We start from the raw sequence: 25,849 nt of genomic DNA, 5'->3' as shown, positions 1-25,849 counted from the left end.
TTACTGTCCGATCCTGGCGTCGAGCCAGTAACCCGGCTGATAGGCGACCGGCAGGAATTTTTCGTGAAATTCCTTGAAGGTGGCATCGGGATCGAGATCGGCAAAGAGGTTCGGGTGGAGCCATTTGGCCAGTTGCTGGACGGCGACGAACTGGTAGGGGCTGGTATAGAACTGGTGCCAGATCGCATGAACATTGCCGCCGGCCACGGCCCTGGAGCCGGTGAAAGCGGGGTTTTCCATCAGCGTGATCAGCGCCTTGCGGCTGTCGCCGATGGTGGCTGTGGCATTCGGGCCGACATTGACATAATCCTTGGCATTCTTGGTCTGGCTCCAGTTGGAGCCGGTGACGACGATGACCTCGGGATTGGAGGCGACGACCTGTTCGGCATTGATGGAGCCGGTATAACCGGGCAGGAAATCGGAGCCGAGATTGTGGCCGCCGGCCAAATCGACCATCAGGCCGAAATTATCCGGGCCGAATGTGCCGCAGCATTCCACCAGGCCGGCGGCGCGATACATGAAAACACCAGGCTTCGGCGGATTGGCCGCCTTCAGCCTGTCGGTGACGCGCGCCATCTGTTCCTTCCAGAAGCTGGCGACAGCCTCGGCACGGTCCTCATGGCCGAAGAGCTTGCCGAGAATCTTCAGGCTCGGCACGGTGTTGGCGAGAATATGCTCGCGGAAATCGATGTAGACGATCTTCACTCCGATGCCGGAGAGCATCTCCTCGAGCTTCACTTCGTCAGCCGCCGTCTTGTTGCCGATCGGCAGAAGCAGCACGTCCGGGTGAAGCTTGACGACCGCTTCGGTCTGCAGCGTGCCGTCGGTCAGGTTCCCGAGGAAGGGCAGGTCCTTGCCCTTGGGAAACTTCTCGACATAGGCGGTGAAGCCGTCCTTGTCGGTGGTCCAGAGATCGTTGCGCCAGCCGACGATCTTGACGAAGGGATCTTCCTTCTCGATCGGCGCGACGGCGTAGAGCATGCGGCCTTCTCCAAGGATCACACGTTCGACCGGCTTGTCGAAGCTGACTTCGCGGCCAGCCACATCCTTGATGGTGAAGGACTGGGCGGGCGCCGAAAGCGGCATCAAGCCGGCAATCGCAGCTGCGGAAACTGCGAGCATTTTCACGAAATTCATCTGGAAATTCCCCTGACGTCTGAATAATGTCCGCAGGCATAAGAAATATGACTTTGTGAATCAAGTTATATGTTTTAGAGCATTTCCAAACTGATACTACCGGGGGTGCCTGCGATGAATTCCATGAATACGAACTACACGATCCGCGATGAAATCCGCGATTTCTGGTCGGAAAGAGCGGCGACCTTCGATCAAAGCGTCGGCCATGAAATCTTTTCCGAAGCGGAACGGAAGGGCTGGCGGCGGCTGATCCGAAAGCATCTCGGCGAGGGGCAGGGGCGCGCGGCGCTCGACCTTGCCTGCGGCACGGCCGTCATTTCGCATCTGATGAACGATGCCGGCTTCAAGGTGACGGGGCTCGACTGGTCGGATGCGATGCTGGCGCAGGCGCGCGCCAAGGCGAAGAAGCGCGGTACCGATATCCGCTTCGTCTCCGGCGACGCTGAAAACACCATGGAGCCGAAGGATAGCTACGACGCCATCACCAACCGCCATCTCGTCTGGACGCTGGTGGACCCGGCTTCGGCCTTCAAGGAATGGTTTTCAGTGCTGAAGCCGGGCGGCAAGGTGCTGATCGTCGACGGCAATATGGGCCGGGAAACCTGGGTGAAGAGCCTGCAGAAGTTTTGGACAAAGGTGACGGGCAAACCGGCGGCAAGCCACATGTCACCGGAGATGATGGCACGGCACCAGAGTATCCGCTCCCGCGTGCACTTTTCCCACGAGATGCCGGCCGAAGCGATCGTCGATCTTCTCAGCAAGGCCGGCTTCGTGGAGATTGTGGTCGACCGCAAGCTTGGCGATATTCATTGGGCGCAGGCGCGCAAGATGCCGTTCCTGCGCGGGCTGGAGCGGATGATGCAGGAGCGGTTTGCGATTTGTGCGCGTAAGCCTGGGTGATGGGGAGGGCGCTGAGCGCCGTCAGCCGTGAATGACCCCTATCACAGGAAGGGACTCTCTCGCGCCCAAGGACTTGGGCGCATTGGATTCCTGTGACAGGCACAGGAATGAGGGTGGATGGGCTTTCTCGTCAAACATCACCCGCCAGTGACACTCATATGCCGGGCCACAGCGGGACGATTATGAGTCCGGTCGATAATGAAGTCGTGGCCTTTGGGCTTGCGGGTGATGGCTTCGTCGATGGCGGCGTGGAGGAGGGCGTCGTCTTCGGTGGCGCGGAGTGCGGCGCGGAGATCCGCGGCGTCGTTCTGGCCGAGGCACATATAGAGCGTGCCGGTGCAGGTGAGCCGGACGCGGTTGCAGCTTTCGCAGAAATTATGGGTCATCGGTGTGATGAAGCCGAGACGGCCGCCGGTCTCGGCAACCCTGGCGTAACGCGCCGGGCCGCCGGTCTGGTAATCTATGTCAGTTAGCGTGAACTGACGTTCGAGATCGGCGCGCAGCTCGGAGAGCGGCAGGTATTGATCGGTGCGGTCCTCTTCGATCTCGCCCATCGGCATGGTTTCGATGACGGTGAGGTCCATGCCGCGGCCATGGGCGAAGCGCAAGAGATCGGGAACCTCGGCATCGTTAAAATTCTTCAGCGCCACGGCATTGAGCTTGATCTTCAGACCGGCTTTCTGCGCCGCGTCGATGCCTTCCATGACTTTGTCGAAATCGCCCCAGCGGGTGATCTTACGGAATTTGTCGGGATCGAGCGTATCGAGCGAGACGTTGATGCGGCGCACGCCGCAATCATAAAGTTCGGCGGCATGGCGGGAAAGCTGCGAGCCGTTGGTCGTCAGCGTCAGTTCGTCGAGGCCGGAACCGATCTTTTCGCCGAGCTTGCGCACCAGATACATGATGTTCTTGCGCACCAGCGGCTCGCCGCCGGTCAGCCTGATCTTGCTGACACCCTTGGCGATGAAGGCGGAACAGAGACGGTCGAGCTCTTCGAGCGTCAAGAGATCCTTCTTCGGCAGAAAGGTCATATTCTCCGCCATGCAATAGGTGCAGCGGAAGTCGCAGCGGTCCGTGACGGAGACGCGGAGATAGGTGACCGTCCGGCCGAAAGGATCGATCATCGGATGTGCATCTGCCTTGAGCGGCGATGCGCTGCCTATCGTTCCCACTCTCGTATTCACCAATTCCTCCGCGGCGCGATTGTAGCGCGCCAAGCCGAACCCCGGCCGTTTTCAAGCGACATGTTTCTATTTGTGCATATGTGATTGCCCCGTCAAGGGAAACGGATTTCGCACACGCTAATTTGCGCTTGCCTCGAAAAAGCCGAACGCCTACTTCTCCAAGGGAAAGAGGGTGATAGAGATGAACGATATCTGGCCGAGCGAACTTCGCGTTTCAAAGGACCGGCAGCGGCTGGTAGTGACCTTCAACGACGGCCAGAGATTCGATCTTTCGGCCGAACTCCTGCGCGTTCTGTCACCGTCTGCCGAGGTGCAGGGCCACGGGCCGGGACAGAAGGTGACGGTGCCGGGCAAACGCAATGTCGCGATCATCTCGATGACGCCGACCGGCAATTATGCGGTTCGAATCGGTTTCGACGACATGCACGATACCGGCATCTACACCTGGACCTACCTGCGCGAACTGGGCGAACGGGGGGCAGAGCTGTTTTCGGCCTATGAGGACGAGCTTCGGGAAAAGGGCATGAACCGCGACACGGCGGAAAAGCCGCGCTGAATTTCAATACATGGCCACCGGGGGACACATGGCGAAAGCGAATAGGAAGAACTGGCTGCGCGCCAAGGGCAGCGCCGCCGGCAGCAAGGTGACCTTCCTTGAACTGTTCTTCGACCTGGTCTTCGTCTTTTCGATCTCGCAGCTTTCGCATGCGCTCGCCGCTCATTATACGCCGCTCGGCGCCGTCGAAGCGGCGCTGATGACCTTCGCCGTCTGGTGGGTGTGGATCTTCACCGCCTGGGTGACGAATTGGCTCGATCCCGACAGGATGCCGGTGCGTGGCATGCTGGTGGTGCTGATGATGCTCGGGCTGGTGCTTTCCGCCTCCATCCCCGAGGCCTTCGGAGACAAGGGATTGCTCTTTGCCGGGGCCTATGCGGCGATGCAGGTCGGACGCTCATTGTTTACGACCTACGCGATGACCCGCGTCGACCGGGCCAATACGCTGAATTTCGTGCGCATCACAAGCTGGCTAGCGGCGGCCGGCGGCTTCTGGATCGCCGGTGGCTTGCTCGAGCATGAAGCCAGGTTGATTGTCTGGATGATTGCGCTTGCTATTGAATATGCCGGGCCAGCCGCAGGCTTTGCAGTGCCGGGGCTCGGCCGTTCGGTTCCAAGCGACTGGGACGTGTCCGGCGCGCACATGGCCGAGCGCTGCGCGCTCTTCGTTATTATCTGCCTCGGCGAAGCGATCCTCGTTTCCGGCCGTACCTTTTCCGAGTTGCCGATCTCAGGACTGACGAGCATCGTCTTCGTCACCGGCTTCGTTGGCACCGTCACCATGTGGTGGCTCTATTTCCGCTTCGGCCACGGGCGCGCAGCTCATCGCATTGAGCATGAGGAAACGCCGGGTGCCTTGGCCCGGCAGGCCTTCACCTATGGGCATATTCCGATTCTGGCCGGCATCATCGTGCATGCGGTGGCGGTCGAATTCATGTTCTCGCATCCGCACGAGACGGGCGATTTCGGCGTCGCCGCGGCGGTGCTCGGCGGCTCCGGCCTGTTCCTCGTCGGCAATCTCTGGTTCAAGGGCGCGACTAGCGGTCAGATACCGCTGTCGCATCTTGCCGGCCTCGTGCTTGTGGTCCTGCTGGCCTTCGTGGCCCCCTTCATCGAGATCTATCTGCTGGGCATTCTGGCGACGCTGGTGCTGATCATCGTCGCCGCCTGGGAGTACCGATCGCTGAGCGGCGCGTCGACGGCACCGTCGCTGCATTGATCATCACCCGTCGTCGCGCAGATCTTTCAGCAGCACGGCGATGATGCGCTCCATCGAGGTGGCGGTCGCCGTGCATTGCTCGATCGGCTCGTCGGAGAGCGTGCGCTCGATGAGATCGGTCTGGATCGCCATCGCTGCCTCGGTTACTTTGCGGCCTTCTCCGGTGAGATAAAGGCGCAGCACCCGCTTGTCACGCTCGTCGCCGCGCCGCTCGATCAGCCCGCGCCTTTCCATCTGCGGTAAGAGCATGCTCATATTGGAGCGGCCGACGAGGAGCTTGCGCGCCAGTTCCTGCTGCGAGATGGCCTCGAAACGGTAGAGATTCACGAGGATATCGAGATGCGGCGGCTTGATGTCGAGATCGGCAAGCGAGCGCGCCAGGGACTGTTGCATGAGCTGACAGGCGCGCGCCACCGCAATCCAGCTGCGAAAACGCGGATGATCCCAGGGAAGGGATTGATTTTTGTTCATCGTTGTACTTTATTGTTCAGTGTTGAACAGTCTTTTGGATTCCCACTATGGCAAATTTCGCGCTTAAGGTCACCCGCGTCGGATTCCGGCTTCTGCAGACGATTTCGCCGCGGCTGGCGGGCAGGGCGGCATTCCTGCTGTTCTGCCGCACACCATCGCGACGGCCGACGGGCGAAAAGGCGAAGGCAGCGTATGCTGCTGGTGCGGCGCGGCTTGCCGGCGCGGAACGTTTCGTGCTCAGGCTCGCCGGCGGCGCCAAGGCGCATGCTTATCGCCTGAACGGCGGGCCAATCGGCCAGCGCAAGCGCTACCTCGTCACACATGGCTGGGGCTCGAGCGCCGTCTATATGACAGATCTCGTTTCGGTGCTGGCGGCGACGGGCGCCGAGGTGGTGGCGCTCGATTTTCCCGGTCACGGGCGGGCGGGCGGGCGCTTCCTACATATGGGACTTGCTGTCCAGGCAGTCGCAGCGGCAGGAGAGCGGTTCGGTGCATTCGACGCTGCAATCGGCCATTCCTTCGGGGGCGCAGTACTGATGGTCTCGGCGGCAGGCCTGATTCCCGATGCGGCGCCGGCCATCTGCGAGCGACTGGTGCTGATCGGCGCGCCGAGCGACATGGCCTGGCTCTTTACCGATTTCGGCCGGATGATCGGGCTTCACCCGGCTGCGCAGGCTGCGCTGGAGAATGAAGTCCATCGTGTCACTGGGCGGAGACTCGAGGATTTCGAAGCTAGCGAGACGGCCGGCATGCTTGGTTGGCCTGTGCTCGTCATCCACGCCGAGGACGACAAAGAGGTGTCGCCGGCCCACGCCAGGCGTTATGACGCGGCGGGCGAGACTGTGCGGCTGTTCTGGGCGAACGGCTTCGGTCACCGGCGCATCGTCGGCGCGGCTCCCGTGCTCGGTGCGATCGCGGCCTTTCTTAAAGGCGACGCGGACGAGGACGCCGGCGAAAGCATCAAAAAAGATGCAGAGATCATTCCGTTTTTTGAGCTTCCGGCGAGGCGCGCGGCATTGTAGCGTCCGTGGCAAAGATCAGCCGCGGCGGGACGCTTCATGAAAATCATCAGCAGCATCGAAGAGCTCAATACGATCTATGGCGCCGGGCTGTCGCAGGCCTCGGTCGACAAGGTGACCCAGCGGCTGACGCCGCTCTATCGCCAGATGATCGAAAGCTCGCCGTTTGCGGCACTGGCGACCGTAGGCCCGGAAGGGCTCGATTGTTCGCCACGCGGCGATCTCGGTGGCGTAGTTCGCGTTGTCGACGACGAGACGCTGCATCTGCCGGATTGGCGCGGCAACAATCGCGTGGATTCGCTCTCCAACATCGTGCGCGACCCTCGGCTTGCGCTGATGTTCCTGATCCCCGGCTCGAACACGACGATGCGTATCAATGGCCGCGGTGTCGTTTCAAATGACGAGATACTGCTTTCGAGTTTCGAAATGGACGGCAAACATCCACGCACCGTCGTCGTCATCTCGATCGACGAGGTCTATTTCCAGTGCGCGCGAGCGGTGATGCGGGCCGAACTGTGGAACGCTGCGCATTTCACCGATCCGGCGAACTTGCCGACGCCGGGCCAGATGCTGAAGGCCGCCGTCAGCGATTTCGATCAGGAAACCTACGACCGGGAATGGCCGGGACGGGCGGCGAAGACGATGTGGTAAACACTGTCATCTCATTGCGACGGTGCAGTTTTGACAAAGCTCGCCCTTTAATCGACGTCATCCTTGGCCTTTGCCGAGGAGCTGCTGCACTGGCGGCAGATGCTCGAGACAAGCCCGAGCATGACGAAAGAAGGGTTGTCACCTAGTGGCGACAGCGTGCCCTATCATGAGGGTTCAGCGTCAAGCCTTGTAGATCAGCCAGCTCTTGCTGAAGTCCTTCTGCATGCCATCCTGATAGAGGACGATGCAGTTGCGGCCGGCGTGCTTGGCGCCGTACAGCGCGATGTCGGTCTTGCTGTAGAGTTCGCCGGCATCCTCGGCATTCGAGGCCATGCAGATGCCGATCGAAACAGTGATCGGGCCGTAATTCACCCGGGTCCGGGAATTCTTGAACGGCGTGGTTTCCAACGTGCGGCGGATGCGTTCGGCGATCGCCGTCACTTCCTCGGCCGTGTTGCCCTCGATGATCAGGGCAAATTCCTCGCCGCCGGCACGGGCGACAAAGACATCTCGCCGGACATTGCTGCGGATGACGGAAGCGACGGTGGCCAGGATCTTGTCGCCGACAGGATGGCCGTAGGTGTCGTTTATCTTCTTGAAATTGTCGATGTCGGCGAGCAGCAGGGCCGTTATCGGCCGCATGCCGGGATTGTTGAAGACCGCTGCCAGCCGGTCGTCGAAGGCGCGACGGTTGGAAAGGCGCGTCAGCGAATCGGTGTTGGCAATGCGCTTGTATTCGTCGAGTTCCTTGCGGACCTGGTCCATCTCCTGCGAGCGCTGGACAACGTCCTCGACGGTACGTTCGCCATGCGCCATGGTATCGCCGGTCGCCTGGCTCAAAAGTTCGATAGCGCTTTCGATCAGTTCGACGCTGGCATTGCTTTTGGAGGTGATGCGCTTATGAGTCTCGCCGAGCAGCCTTGTATAGCTTTCGAGCGAACTTTGCTCCTGCCTCAGTATCCGCAGCAGGCCGTCGAGTTCGCCTGATATGCGCGTATGGGCATCGTCGAAAACGCGTACGGGGGTGCTGGTGAAATACTGCGCGCCCAGCGCATCGAGTTCGGCCTGTGTCGCCTGGCTGCCGAGAGCTGCGAGTTCGCGGGTGAGGGCCGGATTGGAGCCGATATAGGCTTCGTAGAAGAGTTCGTAATTGCGGGGTATCGGCGCAACGCCCATCGAGCGCATGGCATAGGTGATCTGGCCCGCTACGTCGGGAACCTGCACCTTGGGCGCGACAGCCGTATTCATCCGGCAAACTCCTCTTTTTTCGAAGGCAATATTTATTTGTTAGCTTAAATTTCTTGGGAAAAGATTAAAGCGATATATACCAAAGATTACATATGAAAACTTCGCAGTGGGTCTATACTTCAGGCAGGTCTCTGATTCTTCATGGAAAAATGCATCTTCATCGGGACAGTGTATACCCGTTGCGCGGGAGGCGTATTTAAAAAACTTACGCATCTTTTCTGGTTGAAGATCGTATTCATCTTGTCGACAGCAAGTTTGGTTGTCTCCTATTTCGTACGCATATTGCGGAATGACAATTTTCACCGGCAAACCCGAAATACTGCCAGAAAATCAGGACGTGAGATTATGGAAAGGTCCCGCGCCATTTCTTCGCCATCCTCGTTTTCACCGTCTTCGCAGGGGGCGCCGTGCTGCTGGAGCACACCGGTCTCGCCTTGCGCATTCGGACGGAGATCCTGGGGTGGGTGATGATGGAGATGTGACAAGCGCTGGAGATATTCAGTGAGCGCGCAAATATCTGAAAGGCGTGCGGCACCTTCTCCGGCGGGCGGACAGGGGCTTAACGGCAAGCCGTCAGTTGCCCTTCACCTGCCTTCGAAGACCACACCAGACGATTATCCCAAATTCAATTCCTGGAAGAAATCATTGCCCTTATCGTCGATGACGATGAAGGCGGGGAATTCTTCCACCTCGATCTTCCAGACTGCTTCCATGCCGAGCTCGGGATATTCCAGCACTTCGACCTTGCGGATGCAGTCCTTGGCGAGACGGGCGGCGGGGCCGCCGATCGAACCCAGGTAGAAGCCGCCATGTTTCTTGCAGGCTTCGCGCACGGCGCGCGATCGGTTGCCCTTGGCGAGCATCACCAGCGAGCCGCCGAAGGACTGGAACTGGTCGACGTAGCTGTCCATGCGGCCGGCCGTCGTTGGGCCGAAGGAGCCGGAGGCATAGCCGGCCGGTGTCTTGGCGGGACCGGCATAGTAGACCGGGTGATTTTTCAGGTAATCGGGCATGCCTTCGCCCTTTTCCAGGCGATCGCGGATCTTGGCATGAGCGAGGTCGCGGGCGACGATAATGGTGCCGGTCAGCGAAAGGCGCGTCTTGACCGGATGCCTGGAGAGTTCGGTGAGCACTTCGGCCATCGGCTTGTTGAGGTCGATATGCACGGTCGATTCCGACAGTTTCGCCTCGTCGATCTCGGGCATGTATTTCGACGGATCGGTTTCGAGCTGCTCCACGAAAATGCCGTCGCGCGTGATCTTGCCCTTGGCCTGGCGATCGGCGGAACAGGAGACGCCGAGGCCGATCGGCAGCGAGGCGCCGTGGCGGGGCAGGCGGATGACACGCACGTCATGACAGAAATACTTGCCGCCGAACTGGGCGCCGACGCCCATCTGCTGCGTCAGCTTGTGGATTTCCTTTTCCATTTCGACGTCGCGGAAGGCATGCCCGCTCTCGGAGCCTTCGGTCGGCAGCGCGTCGAGATAACGGGTCGAGGCGAGCTTGACCGTCTTCAGGTTCATCTCGGCCGAGGTGCCGCCGATGACGATCGCCAAATGGTAGGGGGGACAGGCTGCCGTCCCCAACGTCAGGATCTTCTCCTTAAGGAAGTCGATCATCCGGTCATGGGTCAGGAGCGAGGGCGTGCCCTGATAGAGGAATGTCTTGTTGGCCGAACCGCCACCTTTGGCGACGAAGAGGAAGTCGTAAGAGTCGGTGCCTTCCTGATAAATATCGATCTGAGCCGGCAGGTTGTTCCTGGTGTTCTTCTCTTCGAACATCTTGATCGGCGCGAGCTGCGAATAACGCAGGTTCTTCTTTTCATAAGCGTCGAGCACGCCTTTCGAAAGCGCCGCCGCATCACCGCCCTCCGTCCAGACCCTGCGGCCCTTCTTGCCCATGATGATCGCCGTGCCGGTGTCCTGGCACATCGGAAGCACGCCGCCGGCGGCGATATTGGCGTTCTTCAGCAGATCGTAGGCGACGAAACGATCATTGTCGGTCGCTTCAGGGTCGTCGAGGATGGCGGCAAGCTGCTTCAGATGCGTGGGGCGCAGCAGGTGGTTGATGTCGGCAAAGGCAGTTTCGGCAAGCAGCCGGATGCCCTCGGGATCGACCGTCAGAATTTCCTGACCCTTGAAGCTGTCGGCCGAGACGTAGTCGCTGCTGATCTTGCGGTAGGGGGTGGCATCCTCGCCGAGGGGGAAGAGATCGTCAGCCATCCAAGTGACCTTTCTGGTGGGCGTCGCTGAAATTGGAACCGGTCTAAATCTGCTGCGATGCAAATGCAATTGGGAACGGCGGAGTGTGGAGTTGGAGCCATGTCGTGCCACGTTTTGCAACCCGCCCGTTGCACGCAATAAGAGAGTGAAACAAGGGCGAACTCGACATTTGTCGCGAAACAACCGACTTCAGGTTGCCTTCAATTCAAGCCCAGTTCATATTCTCGGCAGCGTTAACCTGCCGGGGCTTCCAATGACAAATGCAAAGCCAACTGCTGTCGACGACCTTCTGGTTTTTTTCGAACATGACTGGATCAGGGGCGATCTGCTGCGCCTCGCCAGCGATCCCGAAGGTGCGGACATGTATGTTCGCTTCGTCAATGGCGTCCGTATCGACGCCAAACATGGGCCTGACCACGAAACGATCATTCAGGGCAAGTACGGAACCTTCAAGGTGAAGCCTGACGGTCACTTCACATATGAGCTGGATACCACGCTGGATGTGGTGAAGAATTTAGGGAAGTCCGATCAGCTCATCGAAAAACTGAGTTACAAGATGTCCGACGGCTCGGGGGGCACGGACCTCGGCGTGTTGACCCTTGCGATCGACGGCGTCAACGAAGGCGAAAAATACCACGAAGTCCTGGATTTCGATGATATGGGCGTCTTATCGAGGGCGGATAATTTCTCTCTCCCCAATTATCGGGGCTTTGCGCTCTCCGTGAACGGCAGCCACGATGTGACGCTTCTGAACGGCATTGTCTACGATACCATTCCGGGCGTCGACGCCATCACCGAAGACGGTTTCAGCGACACCGTTTTATCCCCCGGCTCGGCGCCCGTAAGCTTGAAAATGGTCGATGGCGGGGAGTTCACCTTTCAGAGCGTCTCGATCGCCGAACTGTCGGCATCGCCCTTTCATCTGACGCTCACTGCCCTGAACGACGGCCAGATCGTCTATCAACAGGAGCTCGAGGTTACCGGGCCCAATCTCGAGGTCAATCTCGAAGACATCGAAGAAATCCGCTTCGACTTCATGGGCAATTCTGTGGTGATGGACAATTTTTCGCTGTTGGTTTGAGGCTTGTCTGATGTCGTGCGGGGTTCCCCGTCCGATGCCAGCAGGGGCGACCGCGATGGCAAGAAATATGAGGGCGCCTACTCACCCCCTCATTCCTGTGCTCGTCACAGGAATGAGGGAGCAAGTGCCAAGCTTGCCCGCTCCCTCTTGCTTCGACCATGGAGAAGAAGGAACGAGTGGAGAAGAGGAGCAGACCTCCTTAACCGATTACTTCGGCCCGATCATCGTCTCCGGACGCACGATCGCGTCATATTCTTCCGATGTCACCAGTCCGCTGGCAAGTGCCTCTTCCTTCAGCGTCGTGCCGTTCTTGTGCGCCGTTTTGGCGATCTTGGCGGCGGCGTCGTAGCCGATCTTGGGGGCGAGGGCGGTGACCAGCATCAGTGAGCGTTCGAGGCCGGCCTTGATGTTGTCCTCGCGCGCCTCGATGCCGACGACGCAGTTGTCGGTGAAGGAGACGGCGGCGTCTGCGAGCAGCTGCACCGACTGCAGGAAGTTATAGGCCATCATCGGATTGTAGACGTTGAGCTCGAAATGGCCCTGGCTGTCGGCGAAGGTCAGTGCGGCGTGGTTGCCGAAGATGTGGATGCAGACCTGCGTCAGGGCTTCGCATTGGGTGGGGTTCACCTTGCCGGGCATGATCGAGGAGCCGGGCTCGTTTTCCGGCAGCGCCAGCTCCCCCAGGCCGGCGCGCGGGCCGGAGCCAAGCAGGCGGATGTCGTTGGCGATCTTGAAGAGAGCGGCAGCCGCCGCATTGATGGCGCCGTGGCTGAACACCATGCTGTCATGGGAGGCGAGCGCCTCGAATTTGTTCGGCGCGCTAACGAAGGGCATGCCGGTGATGTCGGCGATCTCCTCGGCGACTTTCTCGGCAAAGCCGACCGGCGCGTTGAGGCCGGTGCCGACGGCGGTGCCGCCCTGGGCGAGTTCGCAGAGGCCGGGCAGGGTCATCTCGATGCGCTTGATGGCCGAGCCGAGCTGGGCGGCGTAGCCGGAAAATTCCTGGCCGAGCGTCAGTGGTGTGGCATCCTGAGTATGGGTGCGGCCGATCTTGATGATATGGCTGAACTCGGTGACCTTCATGTCGAGGGCGGCATGCAGGTGCTTCAGTGAGGGCAGCAGGTGGTGAGCGATCCGCTCGGCGCAGGCGATGTGCATGGCCGTCGGGTAGGTGTCGTTCGACGACTGGCTCATATTAACGTGATCGTTCGGGTGCACGGGCTTTTTGGAACCCATGACTCCGCCGAGCATTTCTATGGCACGATTGGAGATGACTTCATTGGCGTTCATGTTGGATTGCGTGCCGGAGCCGGTCTGCCAGACGACCAGCGGAAAATGGTCGTCGAGCTTGCCGTCGATCACTTCCTGGGCGGCATCGACGATGGCGTTGCCCAGCGCCGGATCGAGCTGGCCGAGCGACATGTTGGCGCGGGCGGCCGCCTGTTTGACGATGCCGAGCGCGCGAAGGATCGACAGCGGCTGCTTTTCCCAGCCGATCTTGAAATTGCCGAGCGAACGCTGCGCCTGGGCGCCCCAATATCGGTCGGCGGCGACTTCGATGGGGCCAAAAGTATCGGTTTCGGTGCGGGTTGCGGTCATGAGCCTTGCCTTCCTGTCACATGCTGTTTTCTGGCATCTTCGAAAGATGTGGTCTTATAGGTTGGAAACCAGAGCAAGAAAACCGAATGCCGTGCGAAATATTGATGATCACAGTCATGTTTGTGCCTGCCGGGCGGCGTGCTTTTTCGGCCACGTTGGAAATTTTATGCATCGGCGCGTTTTTGCCACACTGGTCCGGCGGCGAAAATTCGGTAAAAAATTAACTAATAATTTCATAATTTTGTGTGAACTGCTGTGCGGCGCCGCGCAGGATTCCTCTCACATGAAATTGAGTCCGCCGGCGCTGGCGGCGAAGGCCGGTTTCTGATCAATGAGGCCCTACGCTGCTTGAGTTTCGCGGGATTTGAGCTGAGAACAGCATGACATCGGGACTGGAATATATATGACGTTCGTTTTGAAAAGCGCGGTATCCGCATTGGCAGTTTCCTGCGGTCTGGCAATGATGGCCGCTCCCGCGCATGCCTATACGCTGATGGATATGCTTCGCGGCGACAGGCAGCGGACCCAGAGCACCATTTTCATGGATCAGATGCCGCCCGGGCGTGTGGCGCCGCGTGGCGGCGAAGGTGGATCGCTTGGCGGACTTGACCCGGAGGCGCCGCTGCCGAAGGTGAGCGGTCCGCGTTATTATACCTACAAGACCGAAGCCCTGCAGTTCGTCGATACCAGCAAGTTCGCCGATCCGATCGTCACTGGTGCGGTTGCTGAGGTTTCGCCGGCGGGCGATTCCGAACCGGTGGTGCAGCGCCGTTTCCTGGCGCAGGCCAAGGTTCGCGCCAATTCCGACGTCGCCAAGGCACTCGAAACCTATTACAGCGATAGCCGTAATCCGCTCGTCTGGGTCGACGGCAACCAGATCAGCGAACGCGCCCAGTCGGCAATGGCGGCGCTGGCCGATGCGGCTTCCGTGGGCCTCGACCCTGCCGATTACGCCGTGCAGGCGCCGGCGGTCGATCCGGCCAATCCTGATCCTGCCGCGCGTGACCGGGCGCTGACGCAATTCGAGCTGGAACTTTCGGCCAAGGTGCTTGCCTTCGTGCAGGACACGGTCCGCGGCCGCATCGATCCGAACAAGATTTCGGGTTATCACGATTTCCAGCGCAAGGCGGTCAATCTGGCGCCGGTGCTGAAGCTTGCCCGCATGAGCCCGAATGCCGGCGCCTATATCGCCAGCCGGTCGCCAGATAGCGCGCAGTTCGAGGCGCTGAAGGCGGAGCTGGCCAAGCTTCGCGCCGCGGATAGCAATGAGGAGCAGGTCGTCATTTCGCTCCAAGGGCTGCTCAGACCCGGCGACAGCTCGTCCGAGATCGCCAATATCGTCAAGGCGCTGCAGAAGCACGGGTCCGAGACGTTGAAGACTGATCACGCGGCGACGTTTGCAGCCTACGCCGGCGGCAGCGACTATTCGCCCGACATCGTCTCGCTGGTCGAGGACTTCCAGAAAGAGCACGGTCTGAAGCCAGATGGCGTCATCGGCCAGGCGACGGTGCGCGCCATGACCGGCGGCGACACCAATGCCTCGAAGATCGACAAGCTCGTCGTTGCCATGGAACAGGTGCGCTGGCTGCCGGAAGATCTTGGTTCCCGCTACGTCATGATCAATCAGCCGGCCTACATGGCCTATTACCATAATGACGGCAAGGAGCAGCTGTCGATGCGCGTGGTGGTCGGCGGCAAGAACAACCAGACCTATTTCTTCAACGACGAGATCGAGACGGTGGAGTTCAACCCGTTCTGGGGCGTGCCGCAGTCGATCATCATCAACGAAATGCTGCCGAAGCTGCGCTCGGACCCCAACTACCTCGATCAGCTCGGTTATGAGGTTGAGGTGAATGGCCATGCTGTCGCCTCGTCCAGCGTCGACTGGTACGGCTCGACCGCGAATGTTTCGGTGCGCCAGCCGCCAAGCGGCGATAACGCCCTCGGCGAACTGAAGATCCTGTTCCCGAACAGCCACGCGATCTATATGCACGATACGCCCTCGAAGAGCTTCTTCAAGCGCGACATGCGAGCGCTGAGCCACGGCTGCGTGCGCCTTGCCAATCCGCGCGCGATGGCAGCCGCCGTGCTCGGCACGACGGCGGACGATGTCGCCAAGCAGATCGCGAGCGGCCAGAATCATGCGGTGAAGGTGCCGCAGAAGATCCCGGTCTACGTCTCCTATTTCACCGCCTGGCCGAACAAGGATGGCGTGGTGGAGTATTTCGACGACGTCTACGGCCGTGACGCCTATGTCGACAAGGCTTTCGATGCGACGACCAAGGCGCGTGGGGCGCAGATCTGACGCCTAATTTTGTGATGGTTTGACGGGCGGTTTTCGGGCCGCCCGTTTTGTTTTTGAGGTTGTGAGTAGTGAGCCTTGGCAGATTGGCGCCACAAACTCGTCCCTCATTCCTATGCTTGTCACAGGAATCCAGCAGACGCGTTTCCACGCGGCGGAAGAATCGCAGCCTGTCGGTACATGGTTCCGCTGCTGCCAGCGATCTCCCCAGCAAGTCGCGCGTATTGTTCCCGACTCTAAAGTCTTATCGGCTTGCGGACGGAAGCCGGCTGGATTCCTTTGACAAGCACAGGAATGAGGGAGGATAGGCGAGCGGAGAACTCAAACAGCAATCTTCTCCGCAAACTCCCGCAGCAATCTCTCCACCAGTTCCGGCGTCAGTTCATCGTAGTGGGTGATGATGACATCCGGATCGAGGCTTGAGACCGGTACATCCGAATAGCCGAAAGGCACGGCGATCGACGGCACGGCGGCGTTTCTGGCCACGGCGATATCGTTGATGCTGTCGCCGATCATCACGGTTCGGGAAATATCGCCGCCGGCGCGCTCGATGGTGCCGGTGAGATGGCGGGCGTCGGGTTTGCGGTATTGGAAGGTGTCGCCGCCGGTGACTGCTTCGAAATAGCTGTGGAGGTCGAGCTTGTCGAGTAGGCCGAGCGCGAGGCTCTCCATCTTGTTGGTGCAGACGGCGAGGCGGTAGCCAGCGGATTTCAGGCGGTTCATGGCGGCGACCAGACCGGGATAGGGTTCCGTATGGCCGGGCATGTTGCCTGCATAATGGGCGACGAAGCGTTCCGCCAGCAGCGGCAGGTCGTCTCCAGCGAGCGAATGGCCGCGCAGCCGGCAGGCGCGCTCGATCATAACCCGCGCGCCCTGGCCGACGAGATGGGTAAGATCGTCATAACTGACCGGGTCGAGGCCGAGGGCTGCGACCGTATGATTCAGGCTTTCGACCAGATCGGCATGGGTGTCGAGAAGGGTGCCGTCGAGATCGAAGACGACGAGCGGAGCGGGGGCAGGGGTCAAGGGTTTGCCTCTTTGTGCGATGGGCGTCTTGCGAGCGGCGTTCGATCGACGAGGTGTCATTCCTGGGAAAGACGCGTCATTCCCGAGAACGATGATATTGCTCCTGAGGTAGGCGATCGCGCGACGGAAAGCAACGGCCTGAGGATTAGCGGGAAGGCCGCAGGCGTTTGTTTCGGCTTTTCATTTTCCGTGATGATTTTGACTTTCGTTTGCCAGGCGAGCCGTGTAAACAGCACATCCAACGCAATAATTCGGAGCTGGCGGCGCATGGATGCCCGCGAAATGAAGATCAAGGCCGCCGAGGCCGCGCTCGCCCATGTCGAAAGCGGGATGCGTCTCGGCATTGGAACCGGGAGTACGGCGGAAGAATTCGTCCGCCTGCTGGCGGAGAAGGTCGCAGGCGGCTTCCAGGTCGAAGGTGTTCCGACGTCCGAACGAACGGCGCGCCTCTGTGTCGAGCTCGGTGTTCCGCTAAAGTCGCTTGACGAGCTGCCGGCTCTCGATATGACGGTCGACGGCGCCGATGAGATCGATCCGGCGCTCAGGCTGATCAAGGGCGGCGGCGGCGCGCTGCTGCGCGAGAAGATCGTCGCTGCGGCTTCGCAGAGGATGATCGTCATCGCTGACGAGAGCAAGCTGGTCGAGACACTCGGCGCCTTTGCGCTGCCGATCGAGGTCAATCCGTTCGGCCTCGTCTCGACGCGGATGGCAATCGAAAAAGTTGCGGCCCGGCTCGGCCTTTCCGGCGAACTCAGCCTGCGCCAATCCGGTGACGGAGAGTTTACCACGGACGGCGGCCATCACATCATCGATGCATTTTTTGGCCGCATTCCTGATGCAGAGGCGCTGTCGAGCGAGCTGAATTCCATACCCGGCGTCGTCGAACACGGGCTCTTCATCAATATGGCGGCACTTGCGATCATTGCCGGTCCTGCGGGTGCGCGCACGCTGCAGGCAAACAGATAACAGGAGCATACACTCATGATGAACATTGCAGGTCTTGGCCGTCTTGCCGCTGCGACCGTGGTTCTTTCCGGTCTTGCCTTCGGCTCCGCCGTCAAGGCGCAGGAAGTTTCCGAAGAGCAGCTGAAGGCTGCGCGCGCGGCGATCGACGCGATCGGTGCTACGGCCCAGTTCGACAATATCCTGCCCGGTCTTGCCGAACGCCTGAAGGCCGGCCTGATCCAGGATTCGCCGAACTACCAGGACATCATCTCGTCGACCGTTGATGCGCAGGCGCTGGCACTGGCGCCGCGCCGCGGCGATCTCGAGAAGGAAGCAGCACTTACATACGCCAAGGCCTTCACGGTCGATGAGCTGAAGGCGATCGCCGCCTTCTACACGTCCGACGTCGGCAAGAAGCTGCTGAAGGACGGCCCGGTCGCCTCGCGCGAGACAGCCAAGGCCGCGGATATCTGGGCCCAGGGCATTTCGCGCGACCTGGAAAAGCAGAGCAACGCCGAGCTGTCCAAGGTCATCAAGGCACCGCCACCGGCGACCGACAGCCCGGTTGCTCCGGCTCCCGCTGCCCAGCAGTAAGGCCTGCCTCATCGAATTTGCAAAAGCCCGGCATCGCCCGGGCTTTTTTGTTATGATGGATCCGGCAATAGCGGCGAGCTCTTGGTGAGGCTACATGTCCGATCATTACGAGGCTGTGCGAGTGCGGATATCGGGCAGAGTCCAAGGTGTCGGTTTTCGCATGTGGACACGCGATCAGGCCTTGCAGCTCGGAGTAACGGGTTGGGTGCGCAATGAAGCGGACGGATCCGTCTCCGCTCTGATCGCCGGAGCCGGTAGCGCGATCTCGACGATGTTGGAGTGCTTGAAGCGTGGTCCTGCAGGGGCATCGGTCTCAAGCATAGAGACGGAAACGGCTGAACTTGAGGATATGCTGACGGGTTTCCGCGTTACCGGCTGACGGCCGCAAATCCCCGAGAGCCAAACACGCTGCTGGCGATCAGCCCCAATCCTTGGAACTCTTGGCCAATCGCCACATGCCAGTCTCATCCGGCTCCACGCGTTTGTTGCCGCGGTAGAAGATCGGCAGTCCGGTTTTCTTGTCCATGGCAAAGCGGCTCGGCGTAAATTTCTCGTTCTCGTGGCCCTGGATGGCGAGGTTCAGCGCTTCCTTGAATTTGCCGGCCTTGCACAGGTTGGCGAAGAGAGTTTGATCCATCTTTTGCTCCGGCATCCTTTCAGTCTCGTGCATTGCCTGCCAGCCTCCGTCGACGGGGTCAACCGTAAACGGTGACCGGGTCAGATTCCGGCCAATATTCGGCAATGGAGTACAGGAAGACGCGGGAGCGGGGCTTTTGTTTTCGTGACGATCGCCCCTATATCAGGAACGTCCTTCCTGCGATTCCCTTCCGGAGCTTCTTATGTCTTCCTATGATTACGACCTTTTCGTCATCGGCGGTGGTTCCGGAGGCGTGCGCGCTGCGCGCGTTGCCGCCTCGCTCGGCAAGAAGGTGGCGATCGCCGAGGAATACCGCTATGGCGGCACCTGCGTCATCCGCGGCTGCGTGCCGAAGAAACTCTTCGTCTATGCTTCGCAGTTCCACGAGCACTTCGAGGATGCAGCGGGTTTCGGCTGGACGGTCGGCCGAAGCAGCTTCGATTGGAAGAAGCTGGTCGCCGCCAAGGATGCGGAAATCGCGCGGTTGGAAGGCCTCTACAAGAAGGGGCTCGCCGGCGCCAATGCCGAGATCCTGGAAACGCGCGCCGAACTCGTCGATGCCCATACGCTGCGGCTCGTGAAAACAGGGCAGACGGTGACGGCCAAGACGATCGTGATCGCGACCGGCGGACGCCCGAACCCGCATGTCGCGCTTCCCGGACACGAGCTTTGCATTTCCTCCAATGACGCCTTTCATCTCGAGGAACTGCCAAAATCGATCGTGATCGCAGGCGGCGGTTACATCGCCGTCGAATTCGCCAATATCTTCCATGGTCTCGGCGTGGCGACGACACTGATCTATCGTGGCGCCGAAATCCTGTCTCGCTTCGACGAGGATCTGAGGCGGGGCCTGCACGAGGCAATGGTCGCCAAGGGCATCCGCATCCTCTGCCACGATACGCTGCGGCAGGTTTCCAAGGCCGACGATGGACTGGTGCTGGAGACGCTGAACAGCGGCACGCTGCAGGCCGATGTCGTCATGCTGGCCCTCGGGCGCGATCCGAATACGGAAGGTCTCGGTCTCGAGGCAGCCGGCGTAGCCGTCGACGAGCGCGGCGCCATCATCGTCGACGATTATTCCCGTACCAATGTCGAAAATATCTATGCTCTCGGTGATGTCACCAATCGAGTACAACTGACGCCGGTGGCGATTCACGAAGCGATGTGCTTCATCGAGACCGAGTACAAGAACAATCCGACCCGGCCGGACCATGAACTCATCCCCACCGCCGTCTTCTCACAGCCCGAGATTGGCACCGTCGGCCTGTCGGAAGAAGAGGCGGGCAAGCGGCACAGTGAGCTCGAAGTATACCGCGCGCAGTTCCGACCACTGAAAGCGACGCTTTCCGGCCGGCCCGAGCGGATGATCATGAAACTGATCGTCGATTCTGCGAGCCGAAAGGTTGTGGGGGCTCATATCCTCGGGCACGATGCCGGCGAGATGGCGCAGTTGCTCGGCGTCACGCTGAAGGCCGGCTGCACCAAGGACGATTTCGACCGGACGATGGCGCTGCACCCGACAGCGGCCGAAGAGCTCGTCACCATGTATGCGCCGAGCTATCGAATCCGCGACGGAAAGCGCTTCTAGGCAAGACTCTCAACTGGTGATGCGCGGCGCGCGGATGACTTTGAGGAAAAGCGCCTTCATAGCATCGGCGATGCCTTCGGTCGGCGTCACCTCGAAATAGAGGCCCGGCGAGGCGCATTCCTGCATCTTGGTCGGGATCTGGCTCTGAAAGGGGCTGATCCAGGTATTGTACCAGCTGTTTTTCGGGAGAGGCAGGTAGGTCGTGTAAAGTACCGCGATCCTTATGCCCTTATCCTTCAGCGGCTTGCAGAAGGAGGTGTCGATCGGTTCCTGGCAACGCTTGCCGGTGAGTTTCTTGGTGCAGCCCTTCGGCTTCTCGCTGTCACCGACCCCATCCGAGACAAAGAACAGGATCTTCTGCGGCGTCGTGGAGGTGCTGCCGTCTCCGGGGGTAGTGATGATGTCTTTCATCTGTGTCAGCGCGCTGTCAAAGCTCGTCTGCTGGTCGTTGTTGTAGCCCTGATATGGAATGGTCATCAGGTCGACGGCGTCGGTGTAGGTGCGCACCTTGTCGAGGTCATCCGTCGGCTCGGATATGGTCGTGAGCTTCGCATCTTCGGCCTTGGTGCCGAAAGTATAGACGCCCATTTGGAATTGATTGGAGGAAACCCGCGTCGCTTTTGCGGTCTGCGTCAATTCCTTGGTCGCCTGACGCACGACGTCGATACGCATGCTGACGCCGAGCTTCTTGGCAAGATTGTAGTAGTTGTTTTTGTTTTGAGTTTCGTGGCAGGCGAAGGCGCAGCTGTCACTGGTGTTCTTTTCCATCGTCGAGACGTCTTTGGCGGTGGCGCCGACGCCCATCGACGGCGTGTTATCCAGCAGGATGTAGAAATCCATGAAAGAAGCCGTCTGATACTCGGCTGTCGCCGTGCCCGAGATGGTAATCGAATCCCTGCCGAGAACGCGCATGAAGGTGGTCGGCACGTTCGCCGTAAAAGAAACCTGAGAGTTCAGCTTGTTTGCGGCCTTGGTGACGTCGATGCCGAGATCGACTTGAATGCCGGTCAGCTCGCCTGACATCTGGGACATGAATATGTTACGGGCGTCGGTGCTGCCAAGCGATATCGTGCCGTTGCCGCTCATCGTCATCGCGGCGGCGACCGCGCCCGATTTTTCGGCGATCGAACCGACGGCAGCGGCATCGGCGGCGGCGTAGAGCTGCGTCCTCAGACTCAGTGCGTGGGCCACATCCACCGCCATGCCGGCCGCACCCACGAGCGGCACCATAAGCAATGCGGTCATGATGCCGAAATTGCCCGAGCGGTCCAAAATGAAGCCGGGCGGAAGGATCGCCATGACATGTCCCCAATGTTGAAACTCCTTCGGGTTCTACATGCAAAATCTGAAATATGGGGAAATCGACATGGTATATGCTGGTTTAAAGCGGCCGGTGATTGGCCTTTGCAAGCTTGATCTAAAGGTCTATAAGCCGCCGGATATTAAGACAGGGCATCCGAGGATTGGATGTGAGTGAGGTTAGTAAGATGGCAGAGAACTGGACCCCGAGCAGCTGGCGGCAAAAACCGATCCTGCAGGTTCCCGAATATCCCGATGCAGCCGCTTTGGCGGCAACAGAGGCCACTCTCGCCAGCTATCCGCCGCTCGTCTTCGCAGGCGAAGCGCGCCGCCTGAAGAAGCATCTCGCCAATGTCGCTGAGGGCAATGGTTTCCTGCTGCAGGGTGGCGACTGCGCCGAGAGCTTCGCCGAACACGGCGCCGACAACATCCGCGACTTCTTCCGCGCTTTCCTGCAGATGGCCGTCGTGCTGACCTTCGGGGCGCAGCTGCCGGTCGTCAAGGTCGGCCGCATCGCCGGTCAGTTCGCCAAGCCGCGCTCCTCGAATGTCGAGAAGCAGGGTGACGTGACGCTTCCGGCCTATCGCGGCGACATCATCAACGGCATCGAGTTTACCGAGGAGTCGCGGATTCCGAGCCCCGAACGCCAGGCCATGGCCTACCGCCAGTCGGCCGCGACGCTGAATCTTCTGCGCGCCTTCGCGATGGGCGGCTACGCCAATCTCGAAAACGTGCATCAGTGGATGCTCGGCTTCGTCAAGGACAGCCCGCAGGGCGAGCGTTACCGCAAACTTGCCGACCGCATCAGCGAAACCATGGATTTCATGAAGGCGATCGGCATCACTTCGGAAAATCACCCGAGCCTGCGCGAGACCGATTTCTTCACCAGCCATGAGGCGCTGCTGCTCGGCTACGAGGAGGCGCTGACCCGCGTCGATTCCACCTCGGGCGACTGGTATGCCACATCGGGCCACATGATCTGGATCGGCGACCGCACGCGCCAGGCCGACCATGCGCATGTCGAATATTGCCGCGGGATCAAGAACCCAATCGGACTGAAATGCGGCCCGTCGCTGCAGGCCGACGATCTGCTGCAACTGATCGACATTCTGAACCCCTCGAACGAGGCCGGGCGTCTGACGCTGATCTGCCGCTTCGGACACGAAAAGGTCGCCGAAAACCTGCCGCGCCTCATCCGCGCCGTCGAGCGCGAGGGCCGCAAGGTCGTCTGGTCGTGCGATCCGATGCACGGCAACACGATCACGCTTAACAACTACAAGACACGTCCCTTCGAACGGATCCTGTCGGAAGTCGAAAGCTTCTTCCAGATCCACCGCGCCGAAGGCACGCATCCCGGCGGCATCCATGTCGAGATGACCGGCAAGGACGTGACGGAATGCACCGGCGGTGCCCGCGCCGTCACCGCCGACGATCTGCAGGACCGCTACCACACGCATTGCGATCCGCGCCTCAACTCCGACCAGGCGCTCGAACTCGCCTTCCTGCTTGCCGAGCGCATGAAGGGCGGCCGAGATGAGAAGCGCATGGTTGCAAACGGCTAAGCCAGCCGGAAACGTGATAAAAAACCCGGCGCGATGCCGGGTTTTTTATTGCCTTCAGATGCTCGCCTGAATGCTGTGCAGGTTGGCATAGACACCGCCCTGCGCCATCAGATCATCATGCGTGCCCTGTTCGACGATGCCGTCGCCGGTCAGGACCAGGATGCGGTCGGCATGTCGCACTGTCGACAGCCGGTGGGCGATGACGAGGGTGGTGCGGCCGTTCGCCAGAGTGAGCAGCGCCTGCTGCACCGCCCGTTCGCTCTCGTTGTCGAGGGCGCTGGTCGCCTCGTCGAAGATCAGGATTTCCGGATCTTTCAGGAAGGCGCGGGCGATCGTGATGCGCTGGCGCTGGCCTCCTGACAGTTTGACGCCGCGCTGGCCGATATCGGTATCATAGCCATTGGGCAGGGCCATGATGAAGTCGTGCGCATTGGCGGCGCGGGCAGCCGCCTCCAGCTCGGCATCGGTCGCATCCGGCCTGCCGTAGCGGAGGTTTTCCGCGACGGTGCCGGCAAAGAGATAGACGTCCTGCTGCACCACGCCGACATGGCGCCGGAGCGAGGCCAGCGTCACGTCGCGGATATCGATTCCGTCGATGCGGATCGCTCCGGAGTCGATATCGTAGAAGCGCGGTATGAGCGCGCAGAGCGTGCTCTTGCCGACCCCCGAAGGCCCGACCAGGGCGACGAATTCTCCGGGGGCGATGGTGAGGGAAAGCCGCTCCAGCACCCTGGGACCATCGGCTTCGTAGCCGAAGGCGACGTCGGAAAAACTGATCTCGCCCCTCGGCACCGGCATCGGACCGGCGTTCGGCCGGTCGGTGATATCGGGATCGATCTCCAGGATTTCCATGGCTCTGATGAAGCCGGTATAGCCTTCCTGCCAGAGGCGCACGAAATTGGCGAGCCGCTGCACGGGATCAACCAGCACGCCGACGCAGAGCAGGAAGGTCAGCATATCCGGGACGGTCAGGTCCGCCGCCAGGATGCGCAAGCCTCCTGCGATGATTACCAATATGGTAACGAGCTGGGCGAAGGTTTCGGTGCCGACCGAAAACCACGCCTCGCTGCGGTAGCCTTCGGCGCGGCTTTGCAGAAAACGCTGGTTTTGCGCGGCGAAGCGCTGCCGTTCCAGTGCCTCGTTGGCGAAGGACTGGACGACACGGATGCCGGCGAGCGCATCTTCGACACGCTCGTTGACGGCGGCGATCTGCCGCTTGCTGGCTTCGAGCGCACGGTTCATGCGCCGGTTGAAATAGAGCGCATAGACCACTGCCACCGGAGTGAGCAGCAGGATGAGAGTCGCCAGCAGCGGATCGATGAAGAACAAGACCAGCATGGCCCCGCCATATTTCAGAACGGCAATGGAGAGATCCTCCGGGCCGTGGTGAAAGAGCTCGCCCAGCCAGAGGGAGTCATTGGTGATGCGGCTCATTAGCTGGCCGGTGCGCTGGCGGTCGTAGAAGCTGAACGAGAGTTTCTGGCAATGCTCGAAGAGTTCCTGCCGCACTGTCGCTTCGATGCGGGCGCCCATGACATGGCCGCGATAATCGACGAAGAAGATCGCCGCTATCTGGACCGCGAGAACGGCAAGCATCACACCGCCCATCGCAAGGATCTGAGCGAAGGCCTGCGGGGTGTCCGGTAGAGCAAGAAGCCGGCTCGTGACGATGTTGGCGCAGAGCGGCAAGGCAACCGCCGTGCCGGCGACGAGGATGGCGCAAAGCAGATCCGCAAGTAGCAACGGCAGATGCGGACGGTAATAGGAGATGAATTTGCGCATTCGCGACCGGCGCCGCTCGCGGTCGGCGGCTTTCCAATCGCCCCGGAAGAGGTTCAGAAAGAGGTTATGGCGTCGCGAGCTTTTCCTCGCGCGGGAGAACGGAGTATGCATGAAGCAGAATGTCCTTGTGGGCGATGTTTCCTTTCTGTTTGGACAGGGTCGCTCTCATTTCAGTCTCCCGGCGGTTGAATAAATCGAGGCTATAGTATCACCGAGAACGGCGTCCGGTTCAACGCGGTGACGATAGGAGATGGGCCGGTGTGGTCGATGGGCAACAGCGAGGGGTCGCCAGCCATGCTTGGGCGAGTGCCGCTTTTGGCGTGCACCTTCAAGATTTCTGATCGCTCGTTCAGGGGAATGGATTTGACGGCAGGGCCGAGTGGCCGCACTTTCTCCAGGAGCGAGGAGAGAACGATCATGCGCGAACAAAACACAGGCGGCTGCCTTTGCGGCGCCGTGCGATATTCAATCGCGGCGAAGCCAGGACCGGTGGTTGGCTGCCATTGCTCGCAATGCCGCCGGCAGACGGGATTTTACTATGCCGCAGTCAACGTGCCGCGCGCCTCTCTTTCGATCGAGGGAGCAGAGGCCATCCGCTGGTATCGGTCCAGCGAAGAGGCGCAGCGCGGCTTTTGCTCGAATTGCGGCTCGGCATTGTTCTGGCAGGGTGACGGACGATCGGAAGTCTCGGTGATGGCGGGCACTTTTGACGAACCGAGCGGCCTCACCTTCAGCCACCATATCTACTGCGCCGACAAGGGCGATTTCTACGAGATATCAGACGGTCTGCCGCAATATGACAGGTATCCGCCTGGTTGATGTGAGGA

Annotated in this window: 24 protein-coding genes; 14 read left to right on the top strand and 10 right to left on the bottom strand. The window is 60.3% G+C overall.

Translation table 11 applies throughout. From position 1 onward, the window contains the following. Positions 1-1,137, bottom strand: a complete 1,137-nt coding sequence (locus tag NL154_RS11075) for an ABC transporter substrate-binding protein (protein ID WP_434734047.1) — start codon at positions 1,135-1,137, stop codon at positions 1-3. A 114-nt stretch (positions 1,138-1,251) separates the two neighbouring features. Between NL154_RS11075 and NL154_RS11070 the strand changes: the two genes are divergently transcribed. Beyond that, positions 1,252-2,037: a class I SAM-dependent methyltransferase gene (locus NL154_RS11070; protein ID WP_210631060.1), complete on the top strand. Its 786-nt coding sequence runs from the start codon at positions 1,252-1,254 to the stop codon at positions 2,035-2,037. A gap of 137 nt (positions 2,038-2,174) precedes the next feature. Here NL154_RS11070 and moaA read toward each other — a convergent pair whose 3' ends face one another. Continuing rightward, the gene (gene moaA, locus NL154_RS11065) at positions 2,175-3,221 is read right to left on the bottom strand and encodes a GTP 3',8-cyclase MoaA (protein WP_221123387.1); all 1,047 of its coding nucleotides are present in this window, start codon (positions 3,219-3,221) and stop codon (positions 2,175-2,177) included. A gap of 181 nt (positions 3,222-3,402) precedes the next feature. Between moaA and NL154_RS11060 the strand changes: the two genes are divergently transcribed. Both NL154_RS11060 and NL154_RS11055 read left to right on the top strand, forming a co-directional pair. After that, positions 3,403-3,777 carry a gamma-butyrobetaine hydroxylase-like domain-containing protein gene (locus tag NL154_RS11060; RefSeq protein WP_210631062.1) on the top strand — a complete coding sequence of 125 codons (375 nt, stop codon included), beginning with the start codon at positions 3,403-3,405 and terminating at the stop codon, positions 3,775-3,777. A gap of 28 nt (positions 3,778-3,805) precedes the next feature. After that, a complete protein-coding gene (locus tag NL154_RS11055) occupies positions 3,806-4,996 on the top strand; it encodes a low temperature requirement protein A (RefSeq protein WP_434734046.1) in 1,191 nt (396 codons plus the stop codon). Positions 4,997-4,999: 3 nt separating this feature from the next. On the opposite strand, the gene NL154_RS11050 is transcribed toward NL154_RS11055, so the two are convergent. After that, a complete protein-coding gene (locus NL154_RS11050; protein WP_210631064.1) occupies positions 5,000-5,467 on the bottom strand; it encodes a MarR family winged helix-turn-helix transcriptional regulator in 468 nt (155 codons plus the stop codon). Positions 5,468-5,514: 47 nt separating this feature from the next. On the opposite strand from NL154_RS11050, the gene NL154_RS11045 reads away from it, so the two are divergent. Beyond that, on the top strand, positions 5,515-6,489 hold the full coding sequence (locus tag NL154_RS11045; RefSeq protein WP_434734045.1) for an alpha/beta hydrolase: 975 nt from the start codon (positions 5,515-5,517) through the stop codon (positions 6,487-6,489). Between the two features lie 36 nt (positions 6,490-6,525). Continuing rightward, positions 6,526-7,137, top strand: coding sequence for a pyridoxamine 5'-phosphate oxidase family protein (locus NL154_RS11040; protein WP_210631066.1), 612 nt, complete (start codon positions 6,526-6,528; stop codon positions 7,135-7,137). Between the two features lie 180 nt (positions 7,138-7,317). Here NL154_RS11040 and NL154_RS11035 read toward each other — a convergent pair whose 3' ends face one another. Further along, positions 7,318-8,385, bottom strand: a complete 1,068-nt coding sequence (locus NL154_RS11035; protein ID WP_210631067.1) for a GGDEF domain-containing protein — start codon at positions 8,383-8,385, stop codon at positions 7,318-7,320. 614 nt (positions 8,386-8,999) lie between these two features. Then, positions 9,000-10,607: a fumarate hydratase gene (locus NL154_RS11030; RefSeq protein WP_434734044.1), complete on the bottom strand. Its 1,608-nt coding sequence runs from the start codon at positions 10,605-10,607 to the stop codon at positions 9,000-9,002. A 253-nt stretch (positions 10,608-10,860) separates the two neighbouring features. Between NL154_RS11030 and NL154_RS11025 the strand changes: the two genes are divergently transcribed. Next, entirely contained in the window at positions 10,861-11,688 is an 828-nt protein-coding gene (locus tag NL154_RS11025) for a VCBS domain-containing protein (protein ID WP_210631613.1), read from the top strand. A 207-nt stretch (positions 11,689-11,895) separates the two neighbouring features. Here the strand turns inward: NL154_RS11025 and fumC are convergent, their stop codons facing one another. Then, positions 11,896-13,287, bottom strand: coding sequence for a class II fumarate hydratase (gene fumC / locus NL154_RS11020; protein ID WP_210631069.1), 1,392 nt, complete (start codon positions 13,285-13,287; stop codon positions 11,896-11,898). Between fumC and NL154_RS11015 the strand changes: the two genes are divergently transcribed. Both NL154_RS11015 and NL154_RS11010 read left to right on the top strand, forming a co-directional pair. Continuing rightward, a complete protein-coding gene (locus tag NL154_RS11015) occupies positions 13,286-13,615 on the top strand; it encodes a hypothetical protein (protein ID WP_210631721.1) in 330 nt (109 codons plus the stop codon). The two genes, fumC and NL154_RS11015, sit on opposite strands and share 2 nt — an antisense overlap. Before the next feature lie 75 nt (positions 13,616-13,690). Then, positions 13,691-15,592, top strand: a complete 1,902-nt coding sequence (locus NL154_RS11010) for a L,D-transpeptidase family protein (RefSeq protein WP_221155815.1) — start codon at positions 13,691-13,693, stop codon at positions 15,590-15,592. A gap of 318 nt (positions 15,593-15,910) precedes the next feature. Here the strand turns inward: NL154_RS11010 and NL154_RS11005 are convergent, their stop codons facing one another. Then, entirely contained in the window at positions 15,911-16,615 is a 705-nt protein-coding gene (locus NL154_RS11005; protein WP_434734043.1) for an HAD family hydrolase, read from the bottom strand. Between the two features lie 267 nt (positions 16,616-16,882). Here NL154_RS11005 and rpiA point away from each other — a divergent pair, with 267 nt between their 5' ends. The 3 genes from rpiA (at position 16,883) to NL154_RS10990 (ending at position 18,533) form a co-directional block, all read left to right on the top strand. Beyond that, on the top strand, positions 16,883-17,581 hold the full coding sequence (rpiA, locus tag NL154_RS11000; RefSeq protein WP_221147595.1) for a ribose-5-phosphate isomerase RpiA: 699 nt from the start codon (positions 16,883-16,885) through the stop codon (positions 17,579-17,581). A 15-nt stretch (positions 17,582-17,596) separates the two neighbouring features. After that, positions 17,597-18,154 (top strand): DUF2059 domain-containing protein, encoded by a 558-nt coding sequence (locus NL154_RS10995; protein WP_210631073.1) that lies wholly within the window; start codon positions 17,597-17,599, stop codon positions 18,152-18,154. Positions 18,155-18,248: 94 nt separating this feature from the next. After that, the gene (locus tag NL154_RS10990; protein WP_434734042.1) at positions 18,249-18,533 is read left to right on the top strand and encodes an acylphosphatase; all 285 of its coding nucleotides are present in this window, start codon (positions 18,249-18,251) and stop codon (positions 18,531-18,533) included. A 39-nt stretch (positions 18,534-18,572) separates the two neighbouring features. On the opposite strand, the gene NL154_RS10985 is transcribed toward NL154_RS10990, so the two are convergent. Continuing rightward, positions 18,573-18,791 (bottom strand): hypothetical protein, encoded by a 219-nt coding sequence (locus NL154_RS10985; protein ID WP_247241728.1) that lies wholly within the window; start codon positions 18,789-18,791, stop codon positions 18,573-18,575. Between the two features lie 202 nt (positions 18,792-18,993). Here NL154_RS10985 and gor point away from each other — a divergent pair, with 202 nt between their 5' ends. Beyond that, positions 18,994-20,379 (top strand): glutathione-disulfide reductase, encoded by a 1,386-nt coding sequence (gene gor / locus NL154_RS10980; protein WP_221147597.1) that lies wholly within the window; start codon positions 18,994-18,996, stop codon positions 20,377-20,379. A gap of 9 nt (positions 20,380-20,388) precedes the next feature. Here the strand turns inward: gor and NL154_RS10975 are convergent, their stop codons facing one another. Continuing rightward, positions 20,389-21,678: a pilus assembly protein TadG-related protein gene (locus tag NL154_RS10975; protein ID WP_434734041.1), complete on the bottom strand. Its 1,290-nt coding sequence runs from the start codon at positions 21,676-21,678 to the stop codon at positions 20,389-20,391. A 188-nt stretch (positions 21,679-21,866) separates the two neighbouring features. Between NL154_RS10975 and NL154_RS10970 the strand changes: the two genes are divergently transcribed. Then, positions 21,867-23,240 (top strand): class II 3-deoxy-7-phosphoheptulonate synthase, encoded by a 1,374-nt coding sequence (locus NL154_RS10970; protein WP_434734040.1) that lies wholly within the window; start codon positions 21,867-21,869, stop codon positions 23,238-23,240. Between the two features lie 54 nt (positions 23,241-23,294). Here the strand turns inward: NL154_RS10970 and NL154_RS10965 are convergent, their stop codons facing one another. After that, on the bottom strand, positions 23,295-25,133 hold the full coding sequence (locus NL154_RS10965; RefSeq protein WP_434734039.1) for an ABC transporter ATP-binding protein: 1,839 nt from the start codon (positions 25,131-25,133) through the stop codon (positions 23,295-23,297). 306 nt (positions 25,134-25,439) lie between these two features. Between NL154_RS10965 and NL154_RS10960 the strand changes: the two genes are divergently transcribed. Further along, positions 25,440-25,841 (top strand): GFA family protein, encoded by a 402-nt coding sequence (locus tag NL154_RS10960; protein ID WP_210631080.1) that lies wholly within the window; start codon positions 25,440-25,442, stop codon positions 25,839-25,841. Positions 25,842-25,849: the final 8 nt, after the last annotated feature.

The organism is Rhizobium sp. YTUHZ044 (genome assembly GCF_051123975.1).
Classification (GTDB): domain Bacteria; phylum Pseudomonadota; class Alphaproteobacteria; order Rhizobiales; family Rhizobiaceae; genus Rhizobium.
This window is presented reverse-complemented; position numbering and strand designations above follow the sequence as displayed.